Source organism: Streptomyces sp. DSM 40750, assembly GCF_024612035.1.
Lineage (GTDB): Bacteria > Actinomycetota > Actinomycetes > Streptomycetales > Streptomycetaceae > Streptomyces.
The window spans coordinates 7,131,540-7,151,943 of record NZ_CP102513.1 but is presented as its reverse complement, the minus strand read 5'-3'; the positions used below and the strand labels follow the sequence as shown (position 1 = coordinate 7,151,943).

Sequence of the window (20,404 nt, the reverse complement as noted above, 5' to 3'; positions counted from 1 at the left end):
ATGGTCGTGCTGTCCGGTTGCCCGAGGAGTTGCGGGCGCTCGGGCGGTCGCTGGACCGGCCGGTGGCCGACGGGGACGAGACCATGGTCGAGCGGGTCCTGCGGCAGATACTCGCCGAGCAGGTGCCGATCCCGGTGGCCGAGCCGACGGGGCCCGGCGGGTGGCTGCGGGCGGTGCGCCGGTGGGCCCGGCTGCGCTGGCACGTGCTCACCGCCGCGCTGTGCGGGCTGCTCACGGCCCTCGTCCTCACCCCTCCGGTGCGCGCGGCGGTGGCCGACTGGTTCCACTTCGGCGGGGTCGAGGTGCGGTACGACCCGTCGGCGACCCCTTCGCCAGGAGCGGGGGTGCCGGGCTGCCCGGACCCGGTCTCGCTCGCCGAGGCCGAGCGGCGGGCGGGGTTCGCTCCGCTCGTGCCGGGTGCGCTGGGCACTCCGGACGCCGTGTCCGTGACCCGTGCGCCGAAGGACCGCTTCGTGATCAGCCTCTGCTGGGACGAGCGGGGACGGACCGTCCGGATCGACGAGTACGCGGCCCGGCTGGCGCCCGGGTACGGCAAGAGCGTGGCGGGCGAGCAGGAGGTGGAGTGGGTCGAGCTGAGCGGGGGCACGTACAGCGCGTTGTGGTTCCCCGAGCCGCATCTCCTGCGCTTCTGGATGACCTCCGAGGACGGCTCCCCATTCACCCGCTCCGAGCGCACCGCGGGGCCCACGCTGCTGTGGGTGCACGACGACGAGTTCACGCTGCGGCTGGAGGGCGTGGCGTCGAAGACACGGGCGCGGGAGATCGCGGAGTCGCTGGAGTAGGCCCGGCCTCCCGGCCTTCTGCTGGGCTGTCGGGGGGCGGCATGAAGCCCTTCTGCCTCGGATGACCGGTGCTTCCGGCCGGGCTCGAAATCGGTCCCGCTGGGGTGGGAACCCCGGCGGTTCGAGCGGTGTACCAGAAGTGACACCGCGCGTGCGGGAGGGCCGCACCGGGATCGATCGGGGGGTGTCGGATGCGTGGACTGCGACAACTGACGGCGATGGTGGGCGCGTTGATGACGGCTTTCGCCCTGCTCCTGCTGGGAGCAGGGCCCTCGGCGGCCGGCGGACCGACCAGCGTGCTGCTGGCCTCACCGACCAGCCAGCGGACGGCTTCGCTGTACGGCACACACGAGGAGTACGGCCGCCTGGGGAAGCTTCTCGCCCCTGCGGGCTCCGAGCTCGACCGGAGCCGGGAGGAGGCTCCGGAGTGGGGAGAGGAGGGCATATGGGGAGAGCAGATCCATATGGGGAGAGCAGATCAGCGACATGGTCAATGTGACGTGGATGGCCCATGACGTGACGCCCTGGCGGGTGGACCGGGTGTACACGGCCGCGCCGGACACACAGAACGTCTGGATCCACACGACGCTGGGCATGGGGGACGACGCCGACGCTCGGGGCAATGGCGTCTGGCACCGGGCGAAGCAGCCGGAGGAGCTCAGGAAGCTGCTCGTGGACCTCGGGGTCTTGGGCAACGCCTCGGGCGACCCGGCGCAGGGCGAGCTTCCGTCGACGGAGACACCCGCCGAGGCCCGGGCCGACACCGGTCAGAAGACCGTCGGCGACAAGGCCGCAGCGAGCGCACCCGACCTGGCCGACAGCGCCCGGTGGGCGATACCCGCCTTGGGTCTGGGCCTGCTCCTGGGTTCCGGCGCCACGCTGCTGCTCCGCCGAGCGGCGGCCCGACACGAGTCAGGGCCGCCGCGTGGGCCTCGTCAGGAACTGATCGACGCGTGACCGATGGGTGAGGCCGACGGTCGATGAGCCGGGCTCGAGGGCCGCCCGTGGGATCGGCGGCCGAGAACCTGCGGCCGGTGGCCGTCGCCCGAGTACCGGCCGTCGGCGGCTGATGGCCAGTCGCTGATGGCCGCGGCAGCCGGTGGCCGACGTCTGAGGAGTGACGTCGGCCGGGGGCTGGCGGGGTCAGCCGAGGTCGATCTCCGGGTACAGCGGGAAGCCGGCGACGAGGTCGGTGGCTCGGTGGGAGATCTCCTCGGCGACCTTCGGGTCGAGGACGTGCTGGGCCTTGGAGGGGGCACCCGACTTGGTGGTGCCGGCCTCGGTGGTGGTGAGGACGCGGTCGATGAGGCCGGCGACCTCGTCCATCTCGGCGGTGCCCAGTCCACGCGTGGTCAGCGCGGGCGTACCGATGCGGATGCCGGAGGTGTACCAGGCGCCGTTCGGGTCGGCCGGGATGGCGTTGCGGTTGGTGACGATGCCGGAGTCGAGCAGCGCGGCCTCGGCCTGGCGGCCGGTGAGGCCGTAGGAGGTGGCGACATCGATCAGGTTGAGGTGGTTGTCGGTGCCGCCGGTCACGAGGGTCGCACCCCGGCGCATCAGGCCTTCCGCCAGTGCTCGGGAGTTGTCGACGATGCGCTGGGCGTAGTCCTGGAAGGCGGGCCGGCGGGCCTCGGCGAGGGCGACGGCCTTGGCGGCCATGACGTGCGGGAGGGGGCCGCCGAGGACCATCGGGCAGCCGCGGTCGACCTGGTCCTTGAGGGAGTCGTCGCACAGGACCATGCCGCCGCGCGGGCCGCGCAGCGACTTGTGGGTGGTCGTGGTGACGATCTGGGCGTGCGGCACCGGGTCGAAGTCGCCGGTGAGGACCTTGCCGGCGACGAGGCCCGCGAAGTGTGCCATGTCCACCATGAGCGTGGCGCCGACCTCGTCGGCGATCTCGCGCATGATCCGGAAGTTCACGAGACGGGGGTAGGCGGAGTAGCCGGCGACGATGATCAGCGGCTTGAACTCACGGGCGGAGATGCGCAGGGCCTCGTAGTCGATGAGGCCGGTGGCGGCGTCGGTGCCGTAGGAGCGCTGGTCGAACATCTTGCCGGAGATGTTCGGGCGGAAGCCATGGGTGAGGTGGCCGCCGGCGTCCAGGGACATGCCGAGCATGCGCTGGTTGCCGAAGGCCTGGCGGAGCTCGGCCCAGTCGGCCTCGGAGAGGTCGTTGACCTGGCGGACGCCGGCCTTCTCCAGGGCGGGGACCTCGACGCGCTGGGCGAGGACCGACCAGAAGGCGACGAGGTTGGCGTCGATGCCGGAGTGCGGCTGGACGTAGGCGTGGCGGGCGCCGAAGAGTTCCTTGGCGTGCTCGGCGGCGAGGGACTCGACGGTGTCGACGTTGCGACAGCCGGCGTAGAAGCGGCGGCCGATGGTGCCCTCGGCGTACTTGTCGCTGAACCAGTTGCCCATCGCCAGCAGGGTGGCCGGGGAGGCGTAGTTCTCGGAGGCGATCAGCTTGAGCATCTCGCGCTGGTCGGAGACCTCCTGGCCGATGGCATCGGCCACGCGCGGCTCGACGGCGCGGATCACATCGAGGGCGGCACGGAAGGCGGTGGACTCGTGGGAGAGGGGCTCGGCTGACATGGGGACCTCCGGACGTTGCGTTCAGCGTTCACGGTACGGCCCAGGCGCACGGCACTCATCTTTCCCGGGCCGCTCCCCGATGGTCCGTCCCATCCCAGCGCGCCAGTCACGACCCACCGGTCACCCTATCGGGCGCCGTGGACGCCCGAGCCCGGGCGTCCACCATACGAACGACGAGAGGAGGCGGAGGAGACAGCGGACGTCAGAGGATCACATGGGGGAGGAAGCGGGCGTACTCGTCCGTGATCAGGCCCGAGGACTCGCGGATGCCGAGGCCGGCGGACTCGTTCTCGACGACCCAGGCGCCGAGGACGACGCGGTTGCCGTCGAAGGTCGGGAGGGGGGCCAACTCCTGGTAGCAGCAGGGTTCTTCGGCGATGACGGGGGCGGCGCCCGGGTCGTGGACGGTGACGCCGGCGCCCTCACGGCCGAGGAGGGGCTTGGCGACGTAGCCGACGGTGGTGGCCAGTTCGCGGGGGCCGTCGAGATAGGCGGGGAGGAGGTTGGGGTGGTCGGGGTAGAGCTCCCAGAGGATCGCGAGGAGCGCCTTGTTGCTGAGGAGCATCTTCCAGGCGGGCTCGATCCACATCGTGGTGCCGGTGCCGCCGCCGTTGTCGAGGGTGGCGAGGACGTGCGGGGCGAAGCGGTCGGTGGTGAGCCACTCCCAGGGATAGAGCTTGAAGATGCTGCGGATGAAGCGGAGCTTCTTGTCGACGAAGCGCTCGGAGAGGCGGTCCCAGCCGATGTCCTCCATGGAGATCCAGTCGGTGTCGAGGCCGGCCTGTTCGGCGGTCTCCTTCAGATAGGCGACCGTCATCAGGTCCTCGCCGAGCTCGTCGCCGGCGGAGTGCGCGAAGTAGAGAGGACTGCCCGGCGGGAGGAGGGGGGACTGCTTCTTCCAGGTGTCGACGAGGCGTTCGTGGAGGGAGTTCCACTGGTCGGCGCCCGGGAAGCGTTCCTCCATCCAGAACCACTGGGGGCCGGCCGCCTCGACGAGCGAGGTCGGGGTGTCGGCGTTGTACTCCAGCAGCTTGGCGGGGCCGGCCCCGTCGTAGCGAAGGTCGAAACGGCCGTAGACGGAGGGCAGTTCGGCGCGTCGGTACCAGGCCTCGGTGACGAGTTCGACGAGGCGTGGGTCGGTGATGCCGAGGTCGGCGAAGCGGTCCTGCTCGACGATGTGCGCGGCCGCGGCCAGGCACATGCCGTGCAGCTCCTCGACGACCTCCTCCAGCGCCTCGACCTCGGGGAGGGAGAAGACGTAGTAGGCGCTCTCGTCCCAGTACGGGCGCAGGGAACCGTCCGGGTGGCGGGTCAGCGGGTAGATGAGCCCCTGTTCCTCGACGGTCTCCTGCCAGCCCGGCCGGGGTTCGATGGTGCGGCGTTCCATGGCTCTGCCTCGTCCGCCGGGTCAGCCGCCGCCGGAGCCGGAGCCCGAGCAGCCGAAGCCGTCCCGGTCGACGGCCTCGCTGCGGCTGAAGGTGCCGTAGTCGGCCCGGCCGCCGCTGACGTCGGAGTCGTAGTACCAGGCGGCGTCGACCGAGCCGGTCTGACTCCTGTTGCCGCTGCTGTTGCTCTTGCGGTTCTTGCCGTACGACGAGGAGGTGGAGCTCGAATTGCAGTTCTTGTCGGCGATGATCTTGTAGCCGTTGGCGTAGTCGTAGCTGTCGCGATCCACGCAACGGCGGTCCGGATCGGAACCGCAGGAGGTCAGGGCCGCCGCGACGACGCCCATCCCACCGAGTACGACCGTGCTGGACCGCAGCCGCCTGCGCTGTTCTCCCATGTGTGCTCCCCCGTCGGGCTCGTATGGCCCGCTGTGTCCGGGCCGGCTCGCGATGCGGTACGCGATGACCGGCCGCGACGTGTCCGTGTTGTATCGGCGCTCAGACTAGTGATCGATTCCCTGGAGGGGCCAATCGGGTGGGGCGGGTTCGTCGAGGGGAAGCCGGCGTCCACCGAGGTGATCACCCGGGCGAGGTCCCGGGAAGTTCCGGAGTCTTCTGGGGAGTTCCGGCTGTCAGGGCAGGACCGCGCACAAGGCGTCGAGGGCACCTGTCCAGGCGTGGTCCGGCGGGGTTCCATTGCCGACGACCAGGGCGTCCGTCCGTTCGGTGGCCAAGTCGGGGTGGCGGTAGGGCCGACCGTGCGCGGGAAAGTGGTGCGCCGGAGCACCGGGCCGCTGGGGCGCGCCGCTAGACGCCCTCGGCCGACGGCTCGAGCGACGGCTCGAAGCTCCAGAGTGAAGTGGAGAAGATCTGAACCACCGTCCAGGCTCACCGCGATCGCTGCGGAAGCCCGTCGACATCCGACATTCATTTGACTAAAGTCAACGAAATATGGAGGCCAAGCAGCAGTCCGAACCGGTGGCCGTGCGGGATGTGCGGAGCCTGCGGCGGTTCAACCGTTACTTCACCCGTCGTATCGGGGCGTTGGACGATCACTACCTCGGGCAGGGCCGGCCGCTCGGTGAGGCGCGGCTGCTCTTCGAGATCGGGGAGGTAGGCGCGGGCGGGGAGGGCGCTTCGCTGCGGGAGTTGCGGGCGCGGCTCGGGCTGGATGCCGGGTATCTGAGCCGGATGGTCAAGGCGTTGGAGGGGCAGGGGCTGGTCCGGGTCGGGGTGCATGGCGGGGACAACCGGATGCGGGTCGCCGAGTTGACGCCGGCGGGCCGTTCCGAGGTCGACGAGCAGAACCGGCGGGCCGACGCGCTGGCCGAGGGGCTGTTGCGGGGGCTGAGTCCGGCGCAGCGGGGTGAGTTGACCGATGCGCTGGGGTCCGCTCGGCGGCTGCTGCGGCTCGCCGCGATCCGGGTCGAGGTCGTGGACGGCGGCTCGGACGACGCCCGTGCCTGCCTCGACGCCTACGCGGCCGACATCGACGAACGGTTTCCCGAGGGGTACGACCCGGCCACCCTCGTGCCGCCCCATGAGGTCTCGGGGGCCTCGGGCGCCTTCCTCGTCGCCTACGAGGAGGACCGGGCCGTGGCGTGCGGGGCGCTGCGGACTCTCGACCCCCGGGGCCGGGTCGGGGAGATCAAGCACGTGTGGGTGCATCCCGGAGCCCGTCGGCTCGGGCTCGCCCGGCGGCTGCTCGGGGAGCTGGAACGGGAGGCGGCCGAGCGCGGTTTCGGCGTCGTACGGCTCGATACGCATGCGTCGTTGACGGAGGCTCAGGCGATGTACCGGGCGTGCGGGTACACGGAGATTCCCCGCTACAACGACGACGTGTACGGGGCCCACTTCTTCGAGAAGCGGCTCGCGACGCCACGGCGGCGGTGACGCGGGCGCCACCCGGCCTCATACGCCACCCGGCCTCATACCCGAAACCGGCGGCGCCGCCGAGCAGCGCCGCGAGGCGAGGACGGCGGTCGTGTGCCACCAGGGGCCGCCGCGTCCGGGAGGGTCGTCCGTCCAGCGTCCTTGGTGCGGATCCCAGCGCGCCATCGTGCTCCCCTTGCCGTCGCGGCCGTTCACGACGTGCGTCAACGCGCGTGCACGGCAACGCGTTGACGACGATGGCGGCGTACACGCCGAACAGGCCCTGTCCGGTCGAAGCCGGGACAGGGCCTGCGTGCACGAGCCATGGGGCTCGGAGCTGCTGTCAGATGAGGCCGAGCGCGCGGACCGCGTCGCGCTCCTCCGCCAGCTCCTGGACCGAGGCGTCGATACGGGCGCGGGAGAACTCGTTGATCTCCAGGCCCTGGACGATCTCGTACTTGCCGTCCTTGACGGTGACGGGGAAGGAGGAGATGAGGCCCTCGGCCACGCCGTACGAACCGTCGGACGGGATGCCCATGGAGGCCCAGTCACCTTCGGCGGTGCCGTTGACCCAGGTGTAGATGTGGTCGATCGCGGCGTTGGCGGCGGAGGCGGCCGACGAGGCGCCACGGGCCTCGATGATGGCGGCGCCGCGCTTGGCGACGGTCGGGATGAACTCCTCGGCCAGCCACTTCTCGTCGTTCACGACCTCGGCGGCGTTCTTGCCGGCGACCGTGGCGTGGAAGATGTCCGGGTACTGGGTCGCGGAGTGGTTGCCCCAGATCGTGAGCTTCTTGATCTCGGAGACCGGGACGCCCGTCCTCTTCGACAGCTGGGTCAGCGCGCGGTTGTGGTCCAGACGGGTCATCGCGGTGAAGCGCTCGGCCGGGACGTCCGGCGCGGCGGCCTGGGCGATGAGGGCGTTGGTGTTGGCCGGGTTGCCGACGACCAGGACCTTGATGTCGTCCGCGGCGTGGTCGTTGATGGCCTTGCCCTGCGGCTTGAAGATGCCGCCGTTGGCCTCGAGGAGGTCGCCGCGCTCCATGCCCTTGGTACGCGGGCGGGCGCCGACGAGCAGGCCTACGTTGGCGCCGTCGAAGGCTACGTTCGGGTCGTCCGTGATGTCGATGCCCTGGAGGAGCGGGAAGGCGCAGTCGTCGAGCTCCATGGCGGTGCCCTCGGCGGCCTTCAGCGCCGGCGTGATCTCCAGCAGGCGGAGCTTGACCGGCACGTCCGCGCCGAGCAGCTGGCCAGAGGCGATGCGGAAGAGCAGGGCGTAACCGATCTGGCCGGCCGCGCCGGTGACGGTGACGTTCACGGGAGTGCGGGTCATGGCGTTCTCCGTATGACAGCTGGCGGTGGGGCGTCCCTGCCCCTGGTGGGACGTACAAATGATCGATCTCTTGGCGTCAAGAGAGATCGGTGGTCAGGCTATCGCGCATCCGGGATCCCGGACGTCCGGGTCCGTGTGGCCCACCCCACAAGTCGCTCCGCGAGGTGCGGAGCGACTTGTGGGGTGGGCCGTATGACTTGTGGGGTGGGCCGCATGAAGAGGCGGCCGCCGGTCCGGGAGAGGGGACCAGGGCGGCCGCCTTATGGGGGTGCCGGTCCGGGAGAGGGTGCGATCTCCCGGATGGGCCGGACTCCCGTGGGGGTACTGTCCGCATGCCCCGGAGTTCGGCGGGCATTCCACTTACGCCGTGATTACTTTTTCCGTAGGGGTGATTACGGTGAGTTGTGCGACTGGGGGCCCGGTGGGGGCTTGTCGCGCGGTTCCCCGCGCCCCTTACGGGGCGCGGACGCGCCCCCTACCCCGTGCAGCCCTTCTGCCCCGACGCCAGGGTCACGCAGGCCGTGGCTTCGCCCGCGTCCTTCACCACGATCATCTGGGTGTAGGCGATGTTGTCGCCGGCCGCCTCGATGGCGGCGCTCTGCTTGGCCTTGCCGACCGTGACCTGGACCTCGTCGCCCTGGGCGGCGCCGGTGATACGGGCCCAGGCGGCCTGGCAGGTCTTGCTGTAGCGGACCTCGACCTTGGTCGTGCCCACGACGGCCTCGTCGGTGGTCCGCACGAGGTTGCCGATGCACCCCATGGTCTCCGGGTCCTTGCCGTCGCAGTCCTTGCCGCTGCACTTCACACCGGCCGGGAGGTCGGCGTTCGTGCCGGTCGAGGTGGACGGGGGAGCCGACGGATTGTCCCCGGCCTGGTCCTTGCCGTCACCGTTGGTGAACAGGAAGGCCGCCGCGATCACGACGAGCGCGCCGACGGCTCCCGCGAGGAACATCAACACCCGCCGCCTGGGCGGGAAATCACCGTCGTCGGAACGGCCGCCACCGCCCGGCGGCGGCCCGAACACACCGGACGGCACCGAGGCACCACCGGCAACCTGGGCATCACCGGGAACCGACGCGCCTGCCGGGACGCGGGCCGAGGACGCCGACGACGGCGAGGAGACCGACGGCGGTGGTCCCCCGGCCGGGCCCGACGGCGATGCGGACGACGGAGATGAAGACGACGGCGACGCCGATGGCGCGGCGCCCCAGCTGACGCGGGGCGCGCCGCCGGCGGCGGCTCCCGCGCCGCTGCCGCCGCCGTACGGCGAGGCCGCGGGAGAAGAGGACGGTGCCGAGGTGGACGGCGTGGCCGAACCCCTCTGCGGCGGGCGCGAGATGCGCTCCTCGCTCGGGGAGCGCGGCTGCGGCGGGACCGTCGGCGAGACGCCCGCCGGGCCCGCCACGCCCGGTGTCGCGGTCGCACTCCGGCCCGCCCTGCCGTTCTTGCCGCCCTTGACGGTCGACTGGCCCCCCGTCTCGCCCAGCGCGGCGCGCGCCTGGGAGATACGGATCGCTTCCATGGTCATGTCGTGGCGCATCTCCGAGCGGCTCCAGGCACGCTCGGCCAGCTCCCACATGGTGGTCAGATGCATGGGATTGGTGCCGGTCACCTCGGCCAACGCGACGATCGCGCCTTTCGGCGCGAGCAGTCTGCCGTTGAGATACCGCTCCCAGGACGTCTTGCTGTAGCCCGTGCGGTCGGCCACCGCTGCGATGCTCAGTCCACTGCGGTCGACGAGCCGGCGCAGCTGGCCCGCGAACTCCCTGACCTGTGGATCGAGTTCATCGGGCAAGGCCCTCCAACGAGGCATTGCTTCCCCCCTCTTTCCCCCGGATGTCTCTGAACTTTCCCCCCGTGCCGACCATCCCCGTGCCGACCATCCCTGTGCCACGCACTATCCCTGTGCCGCGCACTATCCCTGTGCCGCGCATCATGCCCTCGCTGAATCCTGGTCCGGGACCGAGCCCGAGGCCCTCCCCAGAGCCCCGTTCTGGACTACCCAATGGGATGCGCCCGGCCGGGATGTCAGTTCCCTGGAAAGGGGCGTGCGGGAGCATTTCGGGCCGGAGCATGCGCCGTTGCACGCCCCCTCAACGGCCTGCGGTCCAGTGTCCCACCGGCTTCCCGGATTTCCGGGCGGAATTGCAGGTCCACGCGTGGGACATCCCGGACCGTCCCAAATGCTCACGTTAGACCTGGTGTTGAGCGGGTCGGCGCGGAATCCTCGAACTTGTCAACACATCGACACAACGACCACACATGCACAGTCACGTGAGTCGAACAAGGGCTCGTACATCGCGTACACCGCGTACGCCTTGTGCCCCTCGTGCACATCTACGGGACCGTGTGCGTCGGTGAATGTCGAAAGTCCAACGGGGACCAGGGGGATCACATGCAACACAAGGCCAGGCTGCTGCTCGCGGCCGTCGCCGTGACGGCCTCGGCCGGGCTCGCGCTCGGCGCCGCCGCTCCGCTCGCCACGGCCTCCGGGCCGCACGTCGTCGACGGCTCCGGAGCCGCGTACAACGACTGGGGCGACGAGGGCACGCTGTCCGTCAACAAGCACTCCAGGAGCAACGCGACGCGGCTGTGGCAGAGCGTGCTGTACGCCGACGGTGCCAAGTGGAAGGACTCCAGCGGGGATCTGCACACCTTCACCGCGTCGGACATCGACGGGATCTTCGGCTGGAAGACCCGCTCGGCGACCAAGTACTGGCAGGCGCAGGAGGACCTGGAGGACGTCGACGGGATCGTCGGCAAGGAGACCTTCGGGCAGGCCGACGGCTTCCTGGACGGGCCGTACAGCGACGGCGCGGTCACCTACACGGGCCTCGTGAACGACGTGGCCTTCAAGCGGCTCGACGGGGAGTACTACGTCAGGATCGGCTCGAAGTGGAAGGTCGCCGCGTACAACTGGCGCGGCTGAGCGACCTGGAGCCCCAGGTCTGACACCAGGCCTGACATCAGGTCTGACACCAGGCCTGACATCGGGTCTGACACCAGGCCTGTAGCACCCGGCCTGACGCACCGGGTCTGTAGCACCGGGCATGGGGCCGTCACCGCAACGTGACGGCCCCTATCAGCGCGACGCCGACGAGGGCCAGGGCGACCAGGACGGCGAGCGCGGCGTAGAGGGCGACACGGCCGGGCGGGCGGGGCTCCGGCTCTTCGGCGGGGGTGTCCCACCAGGGGAGCGTGGGGTCGTCCTCGTACGGCTCCGAGCCGATCTCGGCCCCCGCCTCCGTGGCGTTCTGCGGCTCGGCCGGAGGCACGGTCTGCGTCGCCGGGCGCGGCCAGACCCGTACGGCCAGTTCCCAGCGCACCCCGAACCGTTCGGCGTCCTCCCCCGCGACCCGGCACAGGGCGACGACCGCCTGGCGGGGCGGGGGCTGCGTCGCGTTGAGGTACCGCTGCCAGGAGGACTTGCTGTACGCGGTGCGCGCGCCCAGTGCGACGAGACTGAGTCCCGTGCGGTCCTTCAGCAGGCGCAACTGCTCCACGAAGTGCAGTACCTCCGGGGGGAGTTCGTCCGGCAGCGGCTGCCAGGCGCTCATCGGCTGCCTCCTCGGCTCATGGGGGTCTGAGCAGGTGACGACGGTGGTGGGCGGACCGGTTCCCACCTGGCCGAGGGCGCGAAGGGGCTCTTGAGGTGGTGTGGGTGAGCGCATCGGGCTGCGCGGAGAACGGTGTGAAGTGAACGGCCGGGTGCCGTCGTCGTGGCCCGGTGCGGACACCTTGGCGGAATGGTCACTTCCGTGCCACAGCGGGCTGACAGGTGTTGAACAGGGCGTTCGCCGCGGAGGAATGTGGAGCGCGACGGCGGTCCGTCCTTACTCGGGGGAGGGGACGGACCGCCGTCGTGCGTACCTGGGACCGGGGGCGGGACTACCCCCCACACCCTCAAGGCGTTCTCAGCCCGCCTCGTCGCCCACCGTGAAGTGCAGCGCGTCCTTCAGGACGGGAATCTGCAGCAACGGCTCCGGCTGGGCCATCAGCGCGAGGAGCACGATGGCGCTGCCCAGGACGATGTACGTGACCAAGTCGGTGAAGCGGGAGCGGACGGCGAGCATGCCGACGTCCGGTACGGTCCAGCGCAGCACCGCGCCGGCGAGCAGAGCGACCCCGATCAGGATCGTGCCGAGCCGGAACGCGTCCAGCGCGGTGATCAGCAGCCCGAGCCCCACGGTGCCCAGCACGACGAGGATCGGCCACTGCCGGACGGGCGCGGGTGCCTCGCGCGAGGCCGCCCGGCCACCGCCCTCGGGCCGCGCCGTGTCCTTGGTGAACATCGGGAACCGCCGAGTGGCCCGAACGGGCTTGCCCTCGGCATCCGGCACGCTGATCGGATCCCGCACCTCGACCTCGTCGGCGGTCCCGGTCGCCTCTGCCGCCCCGGCAGTCCCGGCACCGGCACTCCCGGCCGACCCGGCCCCGGCACTCCCGGCCGATCCGGTCGTCCCCGCCGCACCTGACATGTCCGCCCTCTCCGACGCCGCCGACTTGTCCGTCTTCTCCAGCCGCTCGGACGACCCCGGCCGGTCCGTCTCCCCCGGCCGCTCAGGCGTCCTGGGACGGCCCGGCTTCCCCGGCCGCTCGGACGACCCCGGCCGGTCCGTCTTCCCCTGCCGATCGGAGGACCCCGGCCGTTCAGGCGTCCCCGGATGGCCCGGCTTCCCCGGCCGCTCGGACAACCCCGGCCGGTCCGTGGTCTCCCCCGGCTCGTCCGTCGCCTTCCCGGACCTGCCGTCGCCAGACGTCATGGAGTGCTCGTCCCGCTCCGAGGTCCTCGCCGCCGCCGCCGACGCCGACGCAGACGCAGACGCAGACGCAGACGCAGACGCCGACGCCGACGCCGACGAGGCAGCCGAAGCCCCCGGCTTCACCGAATTCACCGAATTCACCGGCATTCCCGTCCCGCCGGCCTTCTCCGACGCTTTCGACGACCTCGGCAACCCCGACGCCCCCTGCGCGTCGCCGTCAGCCGACACTGCGCTCCGCCGCCTCGACCACGTTGACGAGCAGCTGGGCCCGGGTCATGGGGCCGACGCCGCCGGGGTTGGGGGAGATCCAGCCGGCGACCTCGGCGACGCCGGGGTGGACGTCGCCGACGATCTTGCCCTCGGCCGAGCGCGAGACACCGACGTCGAGGACGGCGGCACCCGGCTTCACGTCCTCGGGCCGGACGAGGTGGGCCGACCCGGCGGCAGCGACGATGATGTCGGCGCGCTTGAGGTGGGCCGACAGATCACGCGTGCCGGTGTGGCACTGGGTCACCGTCGCGTTCTCGCTGCGCCGGGTGAGGAGCAGCGGCATCGGGCGGCCGATGGTGACACCGCGGCCGACGACCACGACCTCGGCGCCCTTGATCTCGACGCCGTACTGGCGGAGGAGGGTGAGGACGCCGTTCGGGGTGCAGGGCAGCGGCGCGGGCTCGTTCAGGACCAGCCGCCCGAGGTTCATCGGGTGGAGGCCGTCGGCGTCCTTGTCGGGGTCCATCAGTTCGAGGATGCGGTTCTCGTCGATGCCCTTGGGCAGCGGCAGCTGGACGATGTAGCCGGTGCAGGCGGGGTCCTCGTTCAGCTCCCGCACCACCGCCTCGATCTCCTCCTGAGTGGCGGTCGCGGGCAGTTCGCGCTGGATGGAGGCGATGCCGACCTGCGCGCAGTCGCGGTGCTTGCCCGCGACGTACTTCTGACTGCCGGGGTCTTCGCCGACCAGGATCGTGCCGAGTCCGGGCGTGACGCCCTTCTCCTTCAGCACCGCCACGCGGGCGGTCAGATCGGACTTGATCGCGGCTGCGGTGGCCTTGCCATCGAGAATCTGGGCGCTCATGGGCCCAATCTTCGCGGATGACCGGCGCCGGGTTCCAATCCGGTCACCTGCCGGACGCTCTCCTGCCGCCTCCTACCGCCTCCGGACGCGCCGGCAACCCGTATCCGGCAAGATCGGATGTGTTGCACTTGCACAACACCCGAGGAATGTCACTGGACATCCGGCCGGGCATATAAAACGATTGAGGGCACAGTGCCGCGGGCACTGCCGGGGGGCGTGACCACTTCAACAGATCAGGGCATTCCTCCGAACCGTGCCGCGCGTCCCCGCACCAGGCAACGGAGGAAATCGCGCCATGAGCTTCGGCGACCCGAACAACCCGTACGGCCAGCCCCAGCAGCAGCCGCCCGCCCAGGGCTACGGCTACCCGCAGCAGACCCCGCCCCAGCAGCCGGGGTACGGCTACCCGACCGCCCCGCCGGTCTCCCAGGGGTACGGCGGCTACCCGAACGCGCCCGAGACCATGCCCAGCACGGTCAACGCGGCCCGCATCATGCTCTGGGTCATCGTCGGCCTGCAGGTGATCGGTGTGCTTCTGTACGGCATCGGCGCGATCGGTGTGGCCGCGGCCAGCGGCAACACCGAGGACCCCGCCCTCGAGGATCTGCTCGGCAGCATTCCCGTCGGCCAGATGGTGGCGATCGCCATCTTCGCGACGGCCTGGCTCGTCTACGCGATCATGCTGGCCGTGAAGTTCAAGTCCGGCGGCAGCGGCGTACGCGTCGCCGCCCTGGTCTTCGGCATCATCACAGCGGTCCTGGGCGTCTTCCCGTTCTTCCTCATCGGCTTCGTCCACCTGGTGCTGGGCATCCTGATAGCCGTCTTCGTCGGCAACGCCAACGGCAAGGCGTGGTTCGACCGCCCGCGCCACTGAGCGACCGAGCACCGCACACCGAGGGCCGTGCCTCCCGTACGAGGAGGCACGGCCCTTGGTGTGTCGTCACAGCGGGCAGAGGCTGCTGCCGGGCACCGGCGTCACGAAGTTCACGCCGTGGTCCCAGGTCTGCGTCCGGCCGGGCCCGAGCGGGTAGCTCAGGCTGCCGCCGACGCAGTAACCCGTGTTCGTGTTGTCGGTGACCTCGGTGACCTATAAGGCAGGGGTGCATGTTGCTCTGTCACCCTCCTTCACCAGCACCGGCTGGATCCCGGGCAGCAGCGGAACACGTGCCTCTGCACCGAGGCATCGGCCATTTTACATGGACATGCCAGGCACGTAGCGGGGGTGCCCGGCGCCCCCTGAAACATTGCAGGTTCCGCTCGCCCTTCCCGGTCCTGAGGATGGAGGCATCGTCACGACAACGGGGAAGGATCACCCATGACCATCCGGAAGCAGTTCGTCGCCGCCGCCATGACCGGGGTACTCGCGGGCGGCGGTCTGGTCGCCGCCACCGCGACCACCGCCACCGCGACCACCGCCGGCGCGGCCGGCAAGGCAGCCTCCTGCTACGACCTCACCAAGACCTACTCCAAGCCGTCGGGCACGCGCCTCACGCCGAAGGGGTCCACGTTCTTCAAGACCACCAAGCGCTGCAACGACATCAACGTCAAGAGCAGCGGCGCGGACCGCAGGGTGAGGGTCTGCTTCTACAAGCCCGACGGCAAGCTCAAGTACTGCCAGTCGACCTACAAACTCGCCAAGAAGGGCACGTGGAGGGTCATCGCCACCGACGTCAAGGACGGCGTCAAGTTCAAGCTGCAGTTCTCGACCCCGGCCCGGGCGGCCGGCAAGGTCGCCGCCTGACGACCCGGCCCGCGCCCCGCTCCGCTCAGGAGACGCAGGTGGCGTGAGAGTCCCAGCGACACGCCGCCTGCACGGCGTGTCGCTGGGACTACGCGCCCACTTGGCTCTCGCTCGGTGATTCGCCGGAGCGTTTTCTGCGCGGTGTTCGGCGTCCTGACCGCGGCGCTCTACGTCGGGCAGTCGCAGCGCGAGCGGCGTCTGCGCCTGGCACGGACGGAGCGCGACCGCGATCTGCCGCGAACACCTCAACCCCGAAGGCGACGGCCCGCTGCGGATCAGGTGCAGCTCAGGTGCGGATTCTTCCTGGCCCCGGAGCACAAGGGCGAGTACCGCGCGATCGTCCGGACACGCGAGCGGATCCCCCAGATCGGCGAGGCACTCAGGATCGTCTACGACCCCGAGGACCCGAGCAACGCGGAGGACGCGGAAGGCGCGGAGCTCACGTCCATGCCGTCGTTCGGCCGGCACGACATCATCGCCTGCTCGGCTGGGTCTTCATCTACCTCTTCCGGGTGCTCCGCGCGGCCGCCGCGCGGTAGAAGAGCGGCGGCCGCGGCCGGGCCGGCCACTCCCCCGCTCCTGGGCCCGCCCCGGGCCCGGCACGGTAGCCTCACGTCAACCTGCTTGACACGAGGGCGGGTTGAGGAAGCAGAGCACTCGGGGGACAAGCACATGTCAGACCAGCGGCCCGAGCCGCCCCACTCTCCACCACCCGACGACACCGCGCGGCAGCAGTTGGAGCAAGCCGGGGCAACCCCGCTGCAACCCGCCGACCCCGGGCGCATCGGACCGTACCTGCCGCTCGGACGACTCGGCAGCGGAGGCATGGGCCGGGTGTACCTGGCGCGCCCGGCGGACGGAGGCACCTCTCGCTCGAGCGCAGCCGAGAGCGGGGGAGGTGCGGGGCTCGCGGCGGTGAAGGTGATCCGGCCCGAGTACGCCGAAGATCCGGAGTTCCGGCGGCGGTTCGAGCGGGAGGCCGCCGTGCACGGCCGGGTCCGTACGCCGCGCGCGCCGGATCTGCTGGGCGCCGGCTTCGAGGACGAGCTGCTGTGGATGTCCACGCAGTACCTGCCCGGCCTCAACCTCGCCGACGCCGTACGGGAGTGCGGCGCGCTGGAGGCGGCCGGTGCGTGGCGGCTGGTCTCCGAACTCGGGCACGCCCTGTCGGCGCTGGCCACGGCCGGAGTCGTGCACCGCGACCTCAAGCCGTCCAACGTGATCCTGACCCTCCAGGGCGCGCACGTCATCGACTTCGGCATCTCCCGGGCCGTGGACAGCAGCGCGATCACCATCACCGGAAGCCGGGTCGGCACGCCTGCCTTCATGTCGCCCGAGTACCTGCGGGACGGCCGCTGCGACACCGCCTCCGATGTGTTCTCGCTCGCCGGCACGATCGTCTACGCCGTCACCGGCCATGCCCCGTTCGGCGACGGCACCGGTGTGGACGTGATGCACCGCGTCGCGTTCGAGGAGCCCAAACCCGAGGTCATGACCGAAGTCGCGGCACTTGACCCGCCGTTGGCCGAACTGCTCTCCGCCTGCCTCTCCAAGGATCCCGCCGGCCGGCCCACCCCACAGTGGCTGATCGACGCGGCCACGACCGCCGGCCACAGCCACGCGTCCTTGTGGCAGGAACCGCTGGCCGCCCGGCTGCTCGCCCGACAGCGGGCCTGCCAGGAGCTGGAGCATGCCACCGCCTGGCAGACGGGCCGCTTCCGCGCGCCCACGGAACGTGTGGCCTCGCCCACCCCCGGCCCCGGCTACGGCCCGGCGACACCACCGGGCCAGTACGGCGGGACGCCGACGCCGGGGGTGTACGGCACCCCGCCCCTACCCGGCACGTTCGGGCCCGCCACGCCCCCGGCCTCGTACGGGCAGTACGGGCCGCCGACTCCGGCGGGCGGGCACGGTGCGCCGACTCCGCCCGGCGGCGGCAAGAGGCGTGGGAAGCCGTATCTCGTCATCGCCGCAGGGGTCGCCGTGTGCGTCGTGGCGGTGAGTGCCTTTCTGTTCACCCGTCCGCCCTTCGGCAACACCACCTCGTCGGGCACGACCGTCGAAACCACGGCCCCGGACGGCGAGGCGGCTTCGTCCCCGCCCGCTTCCTCCGCGTCGCCCTCGCCCTCCCCCGGCAAGGAAGACAAAGAGAGGGAGAAGGAGGAGAAGGAAGAGGGCGGGAAGGGTGAGGAGACAGGGAACGGGACGGGCGGGTCCGGTGAAGGTGCGCGGCCCACGGCCACCGTCACCGCCACGGCAGGCGGCGGCAGCGGAGGCACCGGCACCGTCCCGAGCGCCACCCCCACCAAGACCGCGACGACGCCCGCCACCCCGCCGTGGCTCACCCAGTGCACGTACTACTCCGGCACCGAGTTGACGCAGTTCGGCGACAAGAACCAGCGCGTCACCCAGGTGCAGTGCATGCTCGTCAAGCGCGGCTACAGTGTCGGCGGCTCCGGGGTCGACGGCCAGTTCGGCGAGGACACCCTGGCCGCGGTCAGGGTGTTCCAGAGCGACAAGGCACTGAAGGTCGACGGAGACGTCGGCCCCAACACCTGGGCCGCGCTGCGCAGTCGGACATGACGTCCCCTACCACCCCGAGGCCGACCGATTCGCGTAGGACACGCCTCTTTTGCGTGCCCATGGGTCGCTTATGTGCCTCTCCCTACCCTGACGTCTGTTTCCACCTCGGGGGAGGTCCACCACGATGCACAGCATCATCGTCGTACCTGCGCACAGCACCGGCCCGGACGACCATCTACGTCTCCGGCCGAGCGAGTCCCTGTCCTTCGGCCGTACGCCACGACCGTACGGCCCTCACCTCACCATCGCCCACGACGGCGTGTCCCGCGAGGCCGGTGAGATCACGGCGGCGGGCGCCTACTGGAAGCTCAGCAACCTCAGCCGTGGGCAGACGTATGTCATCGAGAACCCGGAAGGCGCGGGTGAGCACATCAAGGTCCCGCCGGGACGGCTCGACGCCCCGGTCCCGTTCGAGTTCTCGCGCGTGGTCCTACCCGCCGGGAGCGAGCTGCTGAGCTTCGAGGTGTGGGCGCCACGCCACGACTACAGGGAACACGCGGGCCCTCGGCACGGCGCACCCACCGAGTGCGCCTTCCCGCTCGACCGCGGCAAACGGTACTTCCTGGTCCTGGTCGCCCTGTGCGCGCCGCGCCTGCGCGACGAACCGCATGCCTCGCCGCCCACCGCCGACGAACTGGTGGAGTCGCTGCGGCCCAGCTGGCCGACGGTCTCGCGGACTTCGGTGCAGTGGAACATCGACTACCTCGCGGTCAAGCTGCGGCTGAAGCCGATGCCCGACGCGACACCGGGCGGCGGCCCGCGCCTCAACGGCAAGAAGGACCGTCTGGTCTCCCTGGCACTGCGGTTCGACCTCGTCCGGGAGGACGACCTGGCTCTGCTGAAGGAGAGGGCCGCACGGTGAATGAGGAAACGACACACGCCGTACCGGTTCCGAAGGGGTACCGCGTCGGTGCCTGGGAGGTCCGCGAGCCGATCGCCTCCGGGGGCTTCGGCACGGTGTACACGGCCCGGTGCGTGGAGCCCACCGAGGGTCTGCCGTCCGAGGCCGCCCTGAAGTTCCTGCCCACCGGCACCCGTACCCCCCGCCAGCTGCGTCACCTCCAGGAACTCGCCGAGCGGGAGACGGAGTTGCTTCGCCGGCTCCAGCGCCCGCGGCTCATCCGCATGTACGAGACCCTGACCGTGGACGACCCGTCCCAGCCGCCGCTCGACGGCGCCACCGTCCTCGTTCTGGAGCGCGCCGAGGGCTCCCTCGACCAGCTGCTCGAACGGCTCGGGGAACGGCGCCCAAGACGGTCCGACCGCGCGGTTGCCGTCCCCGGCGGCCCCTCACTGCTCGCCCAGATCTGTGAGGGAGTGGCCCACCTCCACCACGCGGGCTGGGTCCACGGCGACCTCAAACCGGCCAACGTCCTCCTGATGGCGGACGGTTCGGTCCGGCTCGCGGACTTCAACCTGGCCGCCGAGTTGCAGGGCACACACGCCTACTCCCCCGCGTTCACCACCGTCGACTACACCCCGCCCGAGCTGCTCTGGGCAGAGGTCGGAGAGCACGGCCACCGCACCCGCCCCACCGCCGACATCTGGGCCTTCGGCATCCTCGCCCACCTGGTCCTGACCGGCAGTCCGCCGTTCCCCGGGGCGACCCAGGCCGCCCGCCGCGACGCGGTCCTGCGCTACGCCCAGGGCCATGAGGAGCTGCATCTCTCGCCCGAACTGCCGGGCAGCTGGCGGCAGATCGTCACCGACTGTCTCGCTCCGACACACGAGGCCCGCGCCACCCACACCGCGCAGTCCCTGCTCCGCCGGGTCGAGCCCGCCGCCGGAGCCGCCCGCTCCCCACGCCTGCCCAGGCTCCAGCCACGACGCGGCCCCCATCCGGTCCTCCTGGGCGGACTCGCCGCGGTGGCGGTGGCCTCCCTCATCACGGCCGGCCTGCTGGCGCTGCGCGAACCCGCCCCTCAGGGGTGGGCGCGCTGCGCCCGGGGAGACATCTGCTTCTTCTCGAAGGCCGACGGGCAGGGCGAGATGTGCAACTGGTACGACTACGACCTCGACTGGCACGACGAGTTCATCCCCTGCGCATGGGTGAAGGACAGCAGGCCGAAGTCGGCCTTCAACAACGGTTACGACGACCCCGAGTTCATCGTCGTCCAGCTCTTCAGCGAGCCCGACTACAAGAGCCCGAGCGGCTGCGTCCTGGACAACACCAAGGTCAACTTCCCCGGCGACGGCCCGCTCGTCCGGTCCCACAAGTGGGCGCCCGAGTGTGGGCCCGGCGGATCACCCTAGGACCTCC

17 protein-coding genes and 1 riboswitch are annotated in these 20,404 nt (G+C 70.9%); of the genes, 9 read left to right on the top strand and 8 right to left on the bottom strand.

Going from position 1 to position 20,404, the window contains the following annotated elements; genetic code table 11:
• Positions 1 to 17: 17 nt before the first annotated feature.
• Together JIX55_RS31940 and JIX55_RS31935 are read left to right on the top strand one after the other, a co-directional pair.
• Entirely contained in the window at positions 18 to 803 is a 786-nt protein-coding gene (locus tag JIX55_RS31940; protein WP_257569546.1) for a hypothetical protein, read from the top strand.
• A 504-nt stretch (positions 804 to 1,307) separates the two neighbouring features.
• Positions 1,308 to 1,760, top strand: coding sequence for a hypothetical protein (locus tag JIX55_RS31935; protein ID WP_257566687.1), 453 nt, complete (start codon positions 1,308 to 1,310; stop codon positions 1,758 to 1,760).
• A gap of 186 nt (positions 1,761 to 1,946) precedes the next feature.
• Here the strand turns inward: JIX55_RS31935 and JIX55_RS31930 are convergent, their stop codons facing one another.
• The 3 genes from JIX55_RS31930 to JIX55_RS31920 form a co-directional block, all read right to left on the bottom strand.
• Positions 1,947 to 3,395, bottom strand: a complete 1,449-nt coding sequence (locus JIX55_RS31930; protein ID WP_257566686.1) for a glycine hydroxymethyltransferase — start codon at positions 3,393 to 3,395, stop codon at positions 1,947 to 1,949.
• Positions 3,396 to 3,426: 31 nt separating this feature from the next.
• A riboswitch (ZMP/ZTP riboswitch) is annotated at positions 3,427 to 3,515 on the bottom strand.
• Between the two features lie 82 nt (positions 3,516 to 3,597).
• Positions 3,598 to 4,782 carry a glutathionylspermidine synthase family protein gene (locus tag JIX55_RS31925; protein WP_257566685.1) on the bottom strand — a complete coding sequence of 395 codons (1,185 nt, stop codon included), beginning with the start codon at positions 4,780 to 4,782 and terminating at the stop codon, positions 3,598 to 3,600.
• 21 nt (positions 4,783 to 4,803) lie between these two features.
• Entirely contained in the window at positions 4,804 to 5,178 is a 375-nt protein-coding gene (locus tag JIX55_RS31920) for a hypothetical protein (protein ID WP_257566684.1), read from the bottom strand.
• Between the two features lie 553 nt (positions 5,179 to 5,731).
• Between JIX55_RS31920 and JIX55_RS31915 the strand changes: the two genes are divergently transcribed.
• Positions 5,732 to 6,673 carry a helix-turn-helix domain-containing GNAT family N-acetyltransferase gene (locus JIX55_RS31915; RefSeq protein WP_257566683.1) on the top strand — a complete coding sequence of 314 codons (942 nt, stop codon included), beginning with the start codon at positions 5,732 to 5,734 and terminating at the stop codon, positions 6,671 to 6,673.
• Positions 6,674 to 6,995: 322 nt separating this feature from the next.
• Here the strand turns inward: JIX55_RS31915 and JIX55_RS31910 are convergent, their stop codons facing one another.
• Complete coding sequence (locus tag JIX55_RS31910; protein ID WP_257566682.1) at positions 6,996 to 7,985, bottom strand: malate dehydrogenase; 990 nt, start codon at positions 7,983 to 7,985, stop codon at positions 6,996 to 6,998.
• 475 nt (positions 7,986 to 8,460) lie between these two features.
• Positions 8,461 to 9,798 carry a helix-turn-helix domain-containing protein gene (locus JIX55_RS31905; RefSeq protein ID WP_257566681.1) on the bottom strand — a complete coding sequence of 446 codons (1,338 nt, stop codon included), beginning with the start codon at positions 9,796 to 9,798 and terminating at the stop codon, positions 8,461 to 8,463.
• Between the two features lie 582 nt (positions 9,799 to 10,380).
• Here JIX55_RS31905 and JIX55_RS31900 point away from each other — a divergent pair.
• On the top strand, positions 10,381 to 10,914 hold the full coding sequence (locus JIX55_RS31900; protein ID WP_257566680.1) for a peptidoglycan-binding domain-containing protein: 534 nt from the start codon (positions 10,381 to 10,383) through the stop codon (positions 10,912 to 10,914).
• 130 nt (positions 10,915 to 11,044) lie between these two features.
• Here JIX55_RS31900 and JIX55_RS31895 read toward each other — a convergent pair whose 3' ends face one another.
• The 3 genes from JIX55_RS31895 to JIX55_RS31885 all read right to left on the bottom strand — a co-directional run bounded on the left by JIX55_RS31895 (position 11,045) and on the right by JIX55_RS31885 (position 13,820).
• Positions 11,045 to 11,542, bottom strand: a complete 498-nt coding sequence (locus JIX55_RS31895) for a helix-turn-helix domain-containing protein (protein WP_257566679.1) — start codon at positions 11,540 to 11,542, stop codon at positions 11,045 to 11,047.
• A gap of 357 nt (positions 11,543 to 11,899) precedes the next feature.
• Complete coding sequence (locus tag JIX55_RS50970) at positions 11,900 to 12,463, bottom strand: DUF3017 domain-containing protein (protein ID WP_443046733.1); 564 nt, start codon at positions 12,461 to 12,463, stop codon at positions 11,900 to 11,902.
• Positions 12,464 to 12,965: 502 nt separating this feature from the next.
• Positions 12,966 to 13,820 (bottom strand): bifunctional methylenetetrahydrofolate dehydrogenase/methenyltetrahydrofolate cyclohydrolase, encoded by an 855-nt coding sequence (locus JIX55_RS31885; protein ID WP_257566678.1) that lies wholly within the window; start codon positions 13,818 to 13,820, stop codon positions 12,966 to 12,968.
• A gap of 295 nt (positions 13,821 to 14,115) precedes the next feature.
• On the opposite strand from JIX55_RS31885, the gene JIX55_RS31880 reads away from it, so the two are divergent.
• The 5 genes from JIX55_RS31880 (at position 14,116) to JIX55_RS31860 (ending at position 20,397) form a co-directional block, all read left to right on the top strand.
• Entirely contained in the window at positions 14,116 to 14,694 is a 579-nt protein-coding gene (locus tag JIX55_RS31880; RefSeq protein WP_257566677.1) for a hypothetical protein, read from the top strand.
• A 441-nt stretch (positions 14,695 to 15,135) separates the two neighbouring features.
• On the top strand, positions 15,136 to 15,561 hold the full coding sequence (locus tag JIX55_RS31875; RefSeq protein ID WP_257566676.1) for a hypothetical protein: 426 nt from the start codon (positions 15,136 to 15,138) through the stop codon (positions 15,559 to 15,561).
• 672 nt (positions 15,562 to 16,233) lie between these two features.
• Positions 16,234 to 18,144 (top strand): protein kinase domain-containing protein, encoded by a 1,911-nt coding sequence (locus JIX55_RS31870; protein ID WP_257566675.1) that lies wholly within the window; start codon positions 16,234 to 16,236, stop codon positions 18,142 to 18,144.
• 124 nt (positions 18,145 to 18,268) lie between these two features.
• Positions 18,269 to 19,006, top strand: a complete 738-nt coding sequence (locus tag JIX55_RS31865; RefSeq protein WP_257566674.1) for an FHA domain-containing protein — start codon at positions 18,269 to 18,271, stop codon at positions 19,004 to 19,006.
• On the top strand, positions 19,003 to 20,397 hold the full coding sequence (locus JIX55_RS31860; protein WP_257566673.1) for a protein kinase domain-containing protein: 1,395 nt from the start codon (positions 19,003 to 19,005) through the stop codon (positions 20,395 to 20,397). The genes JIX55_RS31865 and JIX55_RS31860 overlap by 4 nt, the downstream gene beginning before the upstream one ends.
• Positions 20,398 to 20,404: the final 7 nt, after the last annotated feature.

Bases quoted from the DNA above. Each gene is read 5' to 3' on its own strand.
- JIX55_RS31935 (WP_257566687.1), top strand. From the start codon at position 1,308: ATGGCCCATGACGTGACGCCCTGGCGGGTGGACCGGGTGTACACGGCC.
- JIX55_RS31930 (WP_257566686.1), bottom strand. From the start codon at position 3,395: ATGTCAGCCGAGCCCCTCTCCCACGAGTCCACCGCCTTCCGTGCCGCC.
- JIX55_RS31925 (WP_257566685.1), bottom strand. From the start codon at position 4,782: ATGGAACGCCGCACCATCGAACCCCGGCCGGGCTGGCAGGAGACCGTC.
- JIX55_RS31920 (WP_257566684.1), bottom strand. From the start codon at position 5,178: ATGGGAGAACAGCGCAGGCGGCTGCGGTCCAGCACGGTCGTACTCGGT.
- JIX55_RS31915 (WP_257566683.1), top strand. From the start codon at position 5,732: ATGGAGGCCAAGCAGCAGTCCGAACCGGTGGCCGTGCGGGATGTGCGG.
- JIX55_RS31910 (WP_257566682.1), bottom strand. From the start codon at position 7,985: ATGACCCGCACTCCCGTGAACGTCACCGTCACCGGCGCGGCCGGCCAG.
- JIX55_RS31905 (WP_257566681.1), bottom strand. From the start codon at position 9,798: ATGCCTCGTTGGAGGGCCTTGCCCGATGAACTCGATCCACAGGTCAGG.
- JIX55_RS31900 (WP_257566680.1), top strand. From the start codon at position 10,381: ATGCAACACAAGGCCAGGCTGCTGCTCGCGGCCGTCGCCGTGACGGCC.
- JIX55_RS31895 (WP_257566679.1), bottom strand. From the start codon at position 11,542: ATGAGCGCCTGGCAGCCGCTGCCGGACGAACTCCCCCCGGAGGTACTG.
- JIX55_RS50970 (WP_443046733.1), bottom strand. From the start codon at position 12,463: ATGTCAGGTGCGGCGGGGACGACCGGATCGGCCGGGAGTGCCGGGGCC.
- JIX55_RS31885 (WP_257566678.1), bottom strand. From the start codon at position 13,820: ATGAGCGCCCAGATTCTCGATGGCAAGGCCACCGCAGCCGCGATCAAG.
- JIX55_RS31880 (WP_257566677.1), top strand. From the start codon at position 14,116: ATGAGCTTCGGCGACCCGAACAACCCGTACGGCCAGCCCCAGCAGCAG.
- JIX55_RS31875 (WP_257566676.1), top strand. From the start codon at position 15,136: ATGACCATCCGGAAGCAGTTCGTCGCCGCCGCCATGACCGGGGTACTC.
- JIX55_RS31870 (WP_257566675.1), top strand. From the start codon at position 16,234: ATGTCAGACCAGCGGCCCGAGCCGCCCCACTCTCCACCACCCGACGAC.
- JIX55_RS31865 (WP_257566674.1), top strand. From the start codon at position 18,269: ATGCACAGCATCATCGTCGTACCTGCGCACAGCACCGGCCCGGACGAC.